The 11,646-nt window shown below is 70.1% G+C and carries 8 protein-coding genes; 5 read left to right on the top strand and 3 right to left on the bottom strand.

The features are described 5' to 3' along the window. Nucleotides 1-31: 31 nt before the first annotated feature. Nucleotides 32-1,021 (bottom strand): ABC transporter substrate-binding protein, encoded by a 990-nt coding sequence (locus KME79_RS30045; protein ID WP_219547821.1) that lies wholly within the window; start codon nt 1,019-1,021, stop codon nt 32-34. A 74-nt stretch (nt 1,022-1,095) separates the two neighbouring features. Then, nucleotides 1,096-2,079, bottom strand: a complete 984-nt coding sequence (locus tag KME79_RS30040) for a LacI family DNA-binding transcriptional regulator (RefSeq protein WP_148034373.1) — start codon at nt 2,077-2,079, stop codon at nt 1,096-1,098. Between the two features lie 232 nt (nt 2,080-2,311). Here KME79_RS30040 and KME79_RS30035 point away from each other — a divergent pair, with 232 nt between their 5' ends. Next, a complete protein-coding gene (locus KME79_RS30035; RefSeq protein WP_219547819.1) occupies nt 2,312-5,719 on the top strand; it encodes an alpha-L-arabinofuranosidase family protein in 3,408 nt (1,135 codons plus the stop codon). On the opposite strand, the gene KME79_RS30030 is transcribed toward KME79_RS30035, so the two are convergent. Then, nucleotides 5,697-6,719 carry a LacI family DNA-binding transcriptional regulator gene (locus KME79_RS30030; protein ID WP_246640662.1) on the bottom strand — a complete coding sequence of 341 codons (1,023 nt, stop codon included), beginning with the start codon at nt 6,717-6,719 and terminating at the stop codon, nt 5,697-5,699. The genes KME79_RS30035 and KME79_RS30030 overlap by 23 nt on opposite strands. 120 nt (nt 6,720-6,839) lie before the next feature. Between KME79_RS30030 and KME79_RS30025 the strand changes: the two genes are divergently transcribed. From KME79_RS30025 to KME79_RS30010, 4 genes are read left to right on the top strand one after another with little or no spacing between them, the layout of a single operon-like run. Next, entirely contained in the window at nt 6,840-8,105 is a 1,266-nt protein-coding gene (locus KME79_RS30025; protein ID WP_219547817.1) for an ABC transporter substrate-binding protein, read from the top strand. Then, entirely contained in the window at nt 8,102-9,019 is a 918-nt protein-coding gene (locus KME79_RS30020; protein WP_148030067.1) for a carbohydrate ABC transporter permease, read from the top strand. Before KME79_RS30025 ends, KME79_RS30020 begins: the two co-directional genes overlap by 4 nt. Then, nucleotides 9,016-9,780: a carbohydrate ABC transporter permease gene (locus KME79_RS30015; protein ID WP_148030066.1), complete on the top strand. Its 765-nt coding sequence runs from the start codon at nt 9,016-9,018 to the stop codon at nt 9,778-9,780. The genes KME79_RS30020 and KME79_RS30015 overlap by 4 nt, the downstream gene beginning before the upstream one ends. Beyond that, on the top strand, nt 9,773-11,602 hold the full coding sequence (locus KME79_RS30010) for a glycoside hydrolase family 127 protein (protein ID WP_219547815.1): 1,830 nt from the start codon (nt 9,773-9,775) through the stop codon (nt 11,600-11,602). The genes KME79_RS30015 and KME79_RS30010 overlap by 8 nt, the downstream gene beginning before the upstream one ends. Nucleotides 11,603-11,646 lie beyond the last annotated feature (44 nt).

The raw sequence follows: 11,646 nt of genomic DNA, 5'->3' as shown, positions 1-11,646 counted from the left end.
CCGGCCACGCGGCCGGCCCGGTCGTCAGCGATCAGTACTGCCGGCTGGGCAGGGCCTCCTTGGCCTGCTCCTGGGTGAAGGTGGTCTCCTCCGTCACCACGCGGGCGGGTACGCTCTCGCCGGCGACGACCTTCTTGGCCAGGTCCATCAGCTGCGGGCCGAGCAGCGGCGAGCACTCCACGATGTAGTTGATCTTCCCGTCGGCGAGCGCCTGCATCCCGTCCTTGACGGCGTCGACCGTGATGATCTTGATGTCCTTGCCGGGCACCTTGCCCGCGCCCTCGATCGCCTCGATCGCACCCAGGCCCATGTCGTCATTGTGCGCGTAGAGCACGTCGATGTCCGGATGCGCCTTCAGGAAGGCCTCCATGACCTCCTTGCCCTTGGCCCTGGTGAAGTCGCCGGTCTGCGAAGCGATGATCTTGAACTTGGGGTCGGCGCCGATGACCTCGGCGAAGCCCGACTTGCGGTCGTTGGCCGGGGCCGAGCCGGTCGTGCCCTGCAGCTCGACGATGTTGACGGTGTCGGAGGCGTCCTTGTACTCCTCCACCAGCCACTGGCCGGCCTTCTTGCCCTCCTCGACGAAGTCGGAGCCGAGGAAGGTCTTGTACAGGGAGGTGTCCGCCGAGTCGACGGCCCGGTCGGTCAGGATGACCGGGATGTTGGCGCCCTGGGCCTCCTTGAGCACGGTGTCCCAGCCGGACTCGACGACCGGCGAGAAGGCGATGACGTCCACCTTCTGCTGGATGTAGGAGCGGATCGCCTTGATCTGGTTCTCCTGCTTCTGCTGGGCGTCGGAGAACTTGAGCGTGATGCCGGCTTCCTTGGCCGAGTCCTGGACGGACTTGGTGTTCGCGGTCCGCCAGCCGCTCTCCGCGCCGACCTGGGAGAAGCCCATGACGATCGCGTCGTCGCCGCCGCCTCCTCCCGCTTCGGAGCCGCCGCCGCTTTCGGAGCCGCATCCCGCCAGGGTCGCCGCGGCGAGCCCGGCGACGACCAGCATCGAGATCCTCTTCAACACGTGGGGGGTGTCCTTTCTGAGTTGTGAGCGCTAACACCTGGGGCGTGCGAGCGCCGTCCTGCAAGTGGCCGGGCTCAGCGCCCGGCCGTGCTGACGCGGGGGACGAACATGGGAGGGACGACGAGCCGCCCGCTTGCCTGCGGTCCGCCGGCCTCGATCTGCCGCAGCAGCACCCCGATGCTGTGCCGCCCGACCGCGCCGAAATCCTGCCTGATGGTGGTGAGCGGGGGCGAGAAGAACGCCGACTCGGGGATGTCGTCGAAGCCGACGACGCTCACCTGGCCGGGCACTCTCACCCCCTTCTCCGTGAAGGCCCGCAGCACGCCCAGCGCCATCTGGTCGTTGGCCACGAAGACCGCCGTGACGCCGGCCATGCTGGCCAGGCTGCGCCCGGCCTCGTAGCCGGAGCGCGGACTCCAGTCACCGGCCAGCGGCTCGGGCGCCTCCCGGCCGGCCCGTTCGAGCGCGGACCGCCAGCCGGCGACCCGTCCCTCGGCCTCCAGCCAGTCGCCCGGCCCGCGCACGTGCCAGACGGTCTCGTGGCCCAGGTCCAGCAGGTGCTGGGTGGCGAGCCTGCCGCCCTCGACCTGGTCCACGCAGACGACCGGCACCTCGCCGGCCTCGCCGCCCTCGACCGCGACCACCGGGATGTCGAGCGGCAGGTCGGCCAGCGCCTGGGCGGCCGACCGCTGCGGCGCGACCACCACGATGCCGTCGACGCCCTGGTCGGCCAGGTAGTCGAGGGCGTCGCGGACGCCGGTCTTGTCGATGGACTTGAGGCTGACGATGCTGATGAAGTAACCGGCCGCCCTGGCCGCCTGCTCGATGCCGTACACCGTGCTGGCCGGCCCGTAGAGCGTGGTGTCGAAGCTCACCACGCCCAAGGTCCTGGAGTGCTTGGTGACCAGCGCGCGGGCGACGAGGTTGCGGCGGTAGCCCAGCTTGTCGATCGCCTCCAGCACCCGGGTCCGGGTCTCGGTGCGCACGTTGGGATGGTCGTTGAGGACGCGCGAGACCGTCTGGTGGGAGACGCCGGCCTCCTTGGCCACGTCCGCCATCACCGGCGGGCGGCGTCCTCGGTCAACTCCCACGGCCGTGCTCCTTTCGGGCTTGGGACGACTGTGAACGTTAACAAGCCGGTCCGTCAAGGACCGTTTCGATTACGGTCGCGTTACGCGGCGGACTCTTGACGGGTCGCCGGACGCGCCCTTAACTAAGCGCTGTTGCTTATTGTTAACGCTAAACCTTGGTTGTTAGCGTTAACAAATCTCACCCCCCAAGGAGCTCCATGTGACCCGACTCGCCTTGGCCGTCATGCTCGTGGCGGGGCTGCTCACCGCGCCGGCGCACGCGCGGGCGGCGGAACCGGTCCCGGACGGCGCGGCCGTCGACCAGTTCGACGCCGGCGCGCTCGGCCCCGACTGGACCGTGCTTTCCCGCGACGACAGCCGGTGGTCGCTCACCGAGCAGCCCGGCTCGCTGCGCGTGCACGCCCTGCCCGGCGACACCTACCAGGGCACGAACACGGCCAGGAACCTCTTCCTCATGGACATCCCCGCCGGCGACTTCGAGGTGGTCACGAGCGTCCGCGCGCCGGTCGCGCTCGACTTCCAGAGCGCCGGCATCCTGGCCTGGCAGGACTGGGACAACTACGTGCGGACCGGGCTGGCCCACGTGGGCTCCGCCGGCGGGCAGGTGATCGAGACCGACACCGAGGTCGGCGCGGCCTTCACCGCGGCCTTCTCGGCCCGGCCGGGCTCCTCCGCCGAGATCGTCAAGCTGACCAGGACCGGCGCCGAGTTCGTCTCGTCCACCTGGGACGGCGCCGCCTGGAAGGAGGCCTCCAGGGTTACGGCGGACATCGACGTCAGGCAGGTCGGCCTGTTCGCGCTGGCCGCGCAGAACGGCACCTCGATGGCGGCCGACTTCGACTACTTCGCGGTCAGGGCGGCGCCGGGTCAGCCGGTCGTGCCCGAGGGCACGTTCACGCTCCGGCACGCGGGCGAGGACCCGTACCTGTCGGCCGACGCCTCCGGCGCCGTGCGGGCGACGGCGAAACCTCCGATGACCAGCCTCGCGCTGACGGCCGAGCCGGGCGGGCAGCTCAAGGACGCGGACACCGGGAAGTACCTGGAGGTCTCGGGCAGCCGGGTCCGCCTGGGCGCCACCGGATCGGCTTTCCAGCTCACCGACGCGGGCGGCGGCAAGGTCACGGTCACCTCCGGCGACCGCCACCTCGCCGTCAGCGGAGGCAGACTCGTGGCCGGTGCCGGCGCCGGCAAGTTCCGCGTCGAGGGCTACACCACCGGCGAGCTGACCGTCGACACCGGGGCGAAGGGCAAGAAGGTCGGCCGCGACCTGTACGGGGTCTTTTACGAGGACATCAACCACGCCGCCGACGGCGGGCTCTACGCCGAGCTGGTGCAGAACCGCTCGTTCGAGTTCGACCGGGTCGACGAGCCGAGCTACCACGGCCTGACCGCGTGGAGCGAGGTCGAGCGCGGCGGCACCGCCGCCGCGGCCGTCTCCGGCGAGCTGCCGCTCAACCCGGCCAACCGCAACTACCTGCGCCTGGAGGTGACCGGCGGCCCGGCCGGGGTGCTGAACGCGGGCTTCAACACCGGTCTGCCGCTGAAGCGGGGCGAGCGCTACGACCTGTCGTTCTGGGCCCGCCGCGACACCCCCGGCACGGTGACGGTGACCGTCGAGAGCGGTTCGGACGCGTACGGGAAGGCGGCCGTCAAGGTGCGGGCGGGCGGCTGGACCAAGTACGAGACCTCGTTCAGGGCGACCGGCACCACCGACGCCGGCCGGCTCGTGCTGCTGGCCCCGGAGGGCAGGACCGATCTCGACATGGTCTCGCTGTTCCCGCGTGACACGTTCAAGAACCGGCCGAACGGCATGCGGGAGGACCTGGCCCGGCTGATCGCCGACCTGGAGCCGCGCTTCCTGCGCTTCCCGGGCGGCTGCGTGACCAATGTCGGCACGTACGACCCGTACAGCGAGAACCAGGACCGGCGGCGCATCTACCAGTGGAAGGAGACGATCGGCCCGGTCGAGGAGCGGCCGGCGAACTTCAACTTCTGGGGCTACAACCAGAGCTACGGGATCGGCTTCTACGAGTACTTCCAGTTCGCCGAGGACCTCGGGGCCGAGGCGCTGCCGGTGCTGTCGGTGGGCGTGAACGGCTGCGGCGAGAACCGGCCGCTGACCGACCCGGCCAAGCTGGACCGCTGGGTCCAGGACACGCTGGACCTGATCGAGTTCGCCAACGGGCCGGTCACCTCCCCTTGGGGGAAGAAGCGGGCCGAGCTGGGGCATCCCAAGCCGTTCGGGCTGGACTACATCGGGCTGGGCAACGAGGAGATCTATCCGGAGTTCTTCGACAACTACCCGAAGTTCGCGAACGCGATAAAGGCGAAATATCCGGATATAAAGATCATCAGTAACGCAGGGCAGACCTCGCAGGGCGCCTGGTTCGACCGGATGTGGCAGTTCGCCCGCGACCAGAAGGCCGACCTCGTCGACGAGCACTACTACAACAACCCCGACTGGTTCCTGACCAACAACCGGCGCTACGACTCCTACGACCGCGAGGGGCCGAAGGTGTTCGTCGGCGAGTACGCCTCGCGCGGCAACACGTTCTTCAACGCGCTGTCCGAGGCGTCCTACCTGACCGGCATCGAGCGCAACGCCGACGTGGTGGAGCTGGCCGCGTACGCGCCGCTGCTGGCCAACGTCGACTACGTGGACTGGACGCCGGACCTCATCTGGTTCGACAACGACGAGGCGTACGGGTCGCCCAGCTACCACGTGCAGAAGCTGTTCTCCACGAACGTCGGCGACACCGTGCTGCCGAGCACGTTCGAGGGCACGAACCGGCCGGTCGAGGACATCTCCGGCGCGGTCGGGCTGGGCTCCTGGAACACCTCGGTCCAGTACGACGACGTCAAGGTCACGGCGGCGGACGGGACCGTCCTGCTGGAGGACGACTTCGCCGAGGGCTCCGCCCGGTGGCGGCCCGGCGCCGGCACCTGGGCCGTCCAAGATGGGGCGTACGCGCAGACGGCGCTCGTGGAGGACGCCCGGTCCACCGCCGGGTCGGCGGACTGGTCGAACTACACGATGGAGCTGACCGCCCGCAAAATCGGCGGGGCGGAGGGCTTCCTGGTGATGTTCGGGGTCCGCGACAGCGGAAACTTCTACTGGTGGAACCTCGGCGGCTGGAACAACACCCAGTCGGCGGTGGAGAAGGCGGTCAACGGCGCCAAGGCGTCGATCGCGACCTCCGCCACCACGATCGAGACCGGGCGCGACTACCGGTTGAAGGTCGAGGTGTCCGGCCGGCAGATCACGCTCTGGCTGGACGGGCAGAAGGTGAACGCGTTCACCGACCACGCCGTGGTGGAGCCGCTCTACCAGGTGGTCTCGAAGGACGCGAAGTCCGGCGACCTGGTGATCAAGGCCGTCAACGCGCAGGACACCGCCGTGCGCGGCACCGTCGACCTCGGCCGGGCGCGCGTCGGGCGGACGGCCACGGTCACCTCGCTGACCGGCTCGCCCTCGGACGTCAACTCCATCGCCGACCCGGACCGGATCGCGCCGGTGGAGCAACGGGTGACGGGCTTCTCCCGCTCGTTCGCGTACGACTTCCCGGCCCACTCGGTCACCTTCATCAGGCTGAGCGGGGACCGGTGAACCGGGCGGTGGAGTCTCTGATGACGAGCTTGCAGTCCATCTTGTGGACCCCCGGCGTCGCCTTGCCGCCGATCGCCGCGAACAGGTGCTGGGCCGCCGTGCGCCCCAGCCGCTCCAGGCTGGGGTCGACGGTCGTCAGCGGCGGCCGGGTCTCGGCGGCCAGCACCTCCCAGTTGTCGTAGCCGACCACCGCGAGGTCGTCGGGCACCCGCCGCCCCAGCTCGCGGGCCGCCTCCACGAACCCGGCCGCGATCTGGTCGCTGCCGCAGAAGACCGCGTCGATCTCGGGGCCCGCCGTCAGCAGCATCTCGGCGGCGTGCCGCCCCCACCGCTGCGACCACGTGCCCCACAGCGTCTCCCCGGCCTGCGCCACCCCGGCCTCGCCGAGCGCCGCGGCCAGCCCTTCGGCGCGGTCGCCCGCGGCCTTGTAGTCGACCGGGCCGGTGACGTGCGCGATCCGGCGCCGCCCGAGCGCGAGCAGGTGGCGCACCGCGAGCATCGCCCCGCCCACGTCGTCGGGCACGAACGAGACGTCCGACGGATCCTCCGACGGCCCGTACGCGTACACGACCGGCACCGGCAGGTCCTTGCTCACCGAGGGCCGCGGGTCGGTGCTCTCCCCCACCACGATCAGCCCGTCGACGCGCCGCGACAGCAGCGCCCGCAGGTGGTGCTGCTCCCTGATCGCGTCGCCGCGGGCGTCGCACAGCAGCACCGCCATCTCCCCCGCGCCGAACGCGTCCTCCGCGCCGAGCAGCACCGGGATGCTGAACCGGCCGGCGCTGTCGGAGGTCAGCAGCCCCACCGTGCGGGTCTGCCCGGACAACAGCCCGCGCGCGAGCGGGCTCGGCTGGAACGCCAGCTCCTCCGCGGCCGCCAGCACCCGCTGCCGGGTGGAGGCCCGCACGTCCTGCCGCCCGTTGAGCGCCTTGGACGCCGTGGCGACCGACACCCCCGCCAGCGAGGCCACATCGTTGATGGTCGCCCGCCTAACCGCCATCTCTCGAAACCCTTTTCTCTCACCGATCAGCTAGAGAAGACCCTAACACCGTTGACATGGCCTGAGGTTTCTTCTACGTTTCCGAAAACCTTTTAGTCCGCGGGGACCGAAGGAGTCACCATGAGACGACGGCTGGCCGGAATAGCCACCCTCGCGTTGTTAACGCTCACCGCCGCCTGTGGCGGGGGTGGAGGCGGAGGCGGGCAGCAGCCCGCCGACGAGCCCGTGACGATCACCATGTGGACCAGAGCCGCCACCCAGGCGCAGAGCGAGCGGCTGGTCAAGGCGTACAACAGCAGCCACAAGAACCAGGTGAAGCTGACGGTCATCCCGACGGACAACTACCAGCCGCGCATCGCCGCCGCCGCGGGCGCCAAGCAGCTGCCCGACGTGTTCGCCGCCGACGTCATCTTCGTGCCGAACTACACCTCGCAGGGCCTGTTCCTGGACATCACCGACCGGATCGCCGCCCTGCCGTTCAAGGACGGCCTGGCCCCGTCCCACATGAAGCTCGGCACCCAGGACGGCCGCCAGTACACGCTGCCGCACACGCTCGACCTGTCGGTCTGGTTCTGGAACAAGGACCTGTACGAGAAGGCCGGGCTGGACCCCGAGCAGGGGCCGAAGACGCTCAAGGAGTTCGCCCAGCACGCCACCACCGTCCAGGAGAAGCTCGGCAAGGACGGCAAGGTGCACGGCACGTTCTTCGGCGGCAACTGCGGCGGCTGCTACGTGTTCACCTTCTGGCCCTCGGTCTGGGCGGCCGGCGCCCAGGTGATGAACGCGGAGGGCACCGAGTCGCTCAACGACCAGCCGGCGATGACCGACGTCTTCAAGATCTACCGCGAGCTGCACGAGAAGGGCGCCACCGGCCCCACCACCAAGGAGGAGCAGGGCCCGACCTGGACCGGCTTCTTCCCGAAGGGCGAGATCGGCGTCATGCCGATGCCCTCGACCACGCTCGGCATGATGCCGGCGGACATGAAGATCGGCGTCACCGCGATCGCCGGCCCCGACGGCGGCGAGTCCACCTTCGTCGGCGGCGACTCGATCGGCATCTCCTCCACCTCGCAGAACGCCGACGCGGCCTGGGAGTTCCTGTCCTGGACCGTCTCGGACGAGGCGCAGGTCGAGGTCATGGCCAAGAACAAGGACGTGGTCGCGCGTACCGACCTGGCCGACAACAAGTACTCGGCCGAGGACCCGCGCGTGGTGCTGATCAACTCGCTGGTCGGCAAGGGCGAGACGCCGTACGCGCTGCGTTTCGGGCAGACGTTCAACGACCCGCAGGGGCCGTGGCTGCGGCTGGCCCGCGAGGCGGTGTTCGGTGACGCCGCCAAGGCGGGCGAGCTGAACGCCGAGGTCACGAAGTCCCTGCAGCAATGACGTTGACCGTCCGCAGGCCCAGGGGACGGGCGGGGCACGGCGCGCCGCCCGTCTCATGGTGGCGCGGCCGCAAGGCCCAGGGCTGGCTGTACGCCATGCCCACCGCCGTCATCGTGGCCGTCCTGTTCATCGCGCCGCTGCTGCTGGTGCTGTGGATGTCGCTGAACCGCTGGCCCCTGCTGGGACAGGCGACGTTCAACGCGCCGGACAACTACACGAAGATCGCCGACAACGCGCTCTTCGTGGACTCGGTCTTCTTCACGCTCAAGTACACCGTGATCATCACGGTGCTGCTGTCGGCGGTCGCGCTCGGCCTGGCGCTGCTCGTGCAGGAGAGCAGGCCGGGGGTCGGGTTCTTCCGCACCGCGTTCTTCCTGCCGGGCGCGGTCGGCTTCGCCGCCACCTCGCTGCTGTTCTACGGCATGCTGAACGCCGACTTCGGCCCGATCGACCCGATGCTGCGCGCGCTGGGCGTCACCGACGAGCCCGTCAAGTGGACCGGCACCCCGAACATGGCGCTGTTCTCCACGATCGCGCTGGTGCTGTGGCGCTTCGCCGGGTTCAACATGCTGATCCTGCTGACCGGCCTGCAGGCGATCCCGACCGAGGTGTACGAGGCGGCCAGGAGCGACGGCGCCAACCGGTGGCAGATCTTCACCCGCATCACGCTGCCGCTGCTGCGCCCGACGCTCGCGCTGATGCTGATCCTCAGCATCACCGGCTCCCTGCTCGCCTTCGACCAGTTCTTCATCTTCACCAACGGCGGCCCGGACAACAGCACGGTGTCGATGGTGATGGTGATCTACCGCGCCGCGTTCTTCCGCTTCGACCTCGGCGGCGCCGCGGCCATGTCGGTGGTGCTGCTGGTCGCGCTGGTCGGGCTGAACGTCCTGATGATGCGGAGGCTCAGATGAGGTACTACACGACCTTGTCGGCGCTGGCGGTGCTGTTCCTGTTCCCGCTGCTGTGGAGCGGCTACGCCTCGCTGGAGGAACCGTCCAACTACGTCGAGATGGCCGCCTACGGCGAGGGCGTCGGCACCTACGCCGCCAACAGCGTGCTCGTCGCCGTCATGACCGTCGGCGGCACGCTGGTCGTGTCGGCGCTGGGCGGCTACGCCTTCGCCCGCTTCGACTTCCCCGGCAAGAACCTCCTGTTCCTGGCCACGCTGGCCATCCTCATGGTGCCGTACGCGACGATCCTCATCCCGCTGTACGTGCTGCTCGGCTATCTCGGGCTGCAGAACTCGCTGGTCGGGCTCTCGCTGGTGTTCGTCATGTTCCAGCTCCCGTTCGCGCTGTTCATGATGCGCAACGCGTTCGAGGCGATCCCGCGCGAGTTGGAGGAGGCGGCGCTGGTGGACGGGTGCGGCACGTTCCTGGCGTTCACCAGGATCCTGCTGCACGCCGTGCGGCCGGCGCTGATCACCGTGGGCCTGTTCGCGTTCCTCGCCTCGTGGAACGACTTCTTCGCGCCGCTCATCCTGCTCAACGACGGCGCCTCGTTCACCCTGCCGGTGGCCGTGGTCAGCATGACCTCGCGCACCATGGGCGCGATCGACTACGGCATGCTCCAGGCCGGCGTCATGGTCATGGCCGTCCCCTGTCTCATCCTGTTCATCGTGCTGCAGCGCCACTACGTGCGCGGATTCATGTCAGGAGCTCTGCGTGGCTAACCCTGTCCTGCCCTCCTCGGGCGTGCTGTCTCCCCTCGGCCTCGACGCGGTACGGATCTCGCCCGGTTTCTGGGGCGACCGGGTGGCGCTCAACCGCGAGGTCACCATCGCGCACTGCAGGGAGTGGGAGGAACGCGAAGGCTGGATCGGCAACTTCCGCGGCGAAGGCCCGCGGCGGGGCCGGGAGTTCAGCGACTCGGAGATCTACAAGCTGCTGGAGGCCATGGCCTGGGCGGACCATCCGGACCTGCCCGAGCTGGCCGAGACCGTGGCCAGGGTCCAGGAAGGCGACGGCTACATCAACACCCGCTGGTCGGGCAGCCGCTACACCGATCTGGAGTGGGGCCACGAGCTCTACTGCTACGGCCACCTCATCCAGGCCGGCGTCGCCCGGCTGCGCATGCACGGCGAGGACCGGCTGACGCGGGTGGCGACGCGGGCCGCCGACCACGTCTGCCGCCGGTTCATGGAGGGCACGGAGACCTGCGGGCACCCCGTGATCGAGATGGCGCTCGTCGAGCTCTACCGGGTGACCGGGGTCGAGCGCTACCTGGAGATGGCCCGGCGCTTCGTGGAGCGGCGCGGCCTGCCCGCGCTCGCCGACATCCCGTTCGGCCGCGGCTACTTCCAGGACGACGTGCCGGTCCGGCAGGCGCAGGTGTTCCGCGGGCACGTCGTGCGGGCGCTCTACCTGGCCTCGGGCGTGGTGGACGTGGCCGTCGAGACCGGCGACGAGGAGTTGCTGAAGGCCGTCGAGGCGCAGTGGGAGCGTACGGTCGCCCGCCGCACCCACCTGACCGGCGGCATGGGGTCGCGGCACCAGGACGAGTCGTTCGGCGAGGACTACGAGCTGCCGCCGGACCGGGCCTACAACGAGACCTGCGCGAGCATCGCCTCGATCATGCTGGCGCACCGGCTGCTGCTGGCCACCGGCGACGTCCGCTACGCCGACCTGACCGAGCGGACGCTGTACAACATGCTCGCCACCGGCGTCGCGCTGGACGGCCGGTCGTTCTTCTACGCCAACCCCCTGCAGGTGCGGGTGCCCGCGGTGCCGCACGACGGCGTCAACCACGCCGCCGAGGGCGGGCTGCGCTCTCCCTGGTTCGACGTGTCCTGCTGCCCCAACAACGTCGCCCGCACGCTGGCCTCGCTGCCCGCCTACCTGGCGACGTCCGGCGCGGACGGGGTGCGGATCCACCAGTACACGCCGGGCGAGATCAGCCACGGTGACCTGCGGCTGCGGGTGGAGACCGGCTATCCGTGGGACGGCACGGTGACCGTACGGGTGCTGGAGGGCGGGGCGGGCCGGATCTCGCTGCGCGTCCCGGCCTGGGCTTCCTCGGCGACGCTCGCGTACCAGGAGGCCGCCGCCTCCCCGGACACCCGGGAGACCCGCGCGGTCGCGCCCGGGTACGCGGACGTGGAGAGGGAGTGGCGGGCCGGTGACGCGCTCGTGCTGGAGCTGCCGATGGAACCCCGCTGGACCTACCCCGACCGGCGGATCGACGCCCTGCGCGGCTGCGTCACCGTCGAACGGGGGCCGCTGGTGTACTGCGCCGAGTCCGTCGGGGACGAGCCGCCGCTCGCCGAGGTGGCCGTCCGGCCGGGCGCCCCGCTGTCCGAGCACGCCCGCGGCGAGGTGGTCGAGCTGGAGACCGAGGCGGTGCTCGGCGCCTCCCCGGCGGGGCCGTGGCCGTACCGCGACCGCCCCCACGGATGGAACGGCGGCCCGGCGGCGACGCTGCGGCTGATCCCGTACCACCGCTGGGGCAACCGCGGCCCCGCCACCATGCGCGTCTGGCTCCCGGTGGCCGACTGACGGGAACCCTCACCGGCTCCCCGGTCGTTCTTCCCGATAGACGA

Source organism: Nonomuraea harbinensis, assembly GCF_019396385.1.
GTDB lineage: Bacteria > Actinomycetota > Actinomycetes > Streptosporangiales > Streptosporangiaceae > Nonomuraea > Nonomuraea ferruginea.
Note: the sequence above shows the minus strand (reverse complement) of the source record. Positions and strands in the feature narration are given on the sequence as shown.

What these genes read in the sequence shown, in the direction of transcription:
- KME79_RS30040 (WP_148034373.1), bottom strand. Translation starts at nt 2,079, where the DNA reads ATGGCGGACGTGGCCAAGGAGGCCGGCGTCTCCCACCAGACGGTCTCG.
- KME79_RS30015 (WP_148030066.1), top strand. Translation starts at nt 9,016, where the DNA reads ATGAGGTACTACACGACCTTGTCGGCGCTGGCGGTGCTGTTCCTGTTC.
- KME79_RS30020 (WP_148030067.1), top strand. Translation starts at nt 8,102, where the DNA reads ATGACGTTGACCGTCCGCAGGCCCAGGGGACGGGCGGGGCACGGCGCG.
- KME79_RS30030 (WP_246640662.1), bottom strand. Translation starts at nt 6,719, where the DNA reads ATGGCGGTTAGGCGGGCGACCATCAACGATGTGGCCTCGCTGGCGGGG.
- KME79_RS30025 (WP_219547817.1), top strand. Translation starts at nt 6,840, where the DNA reads ATGAGACGACGGCTGGCCGGAATAGCCACCCTCGCGTTGTTAACGCTC.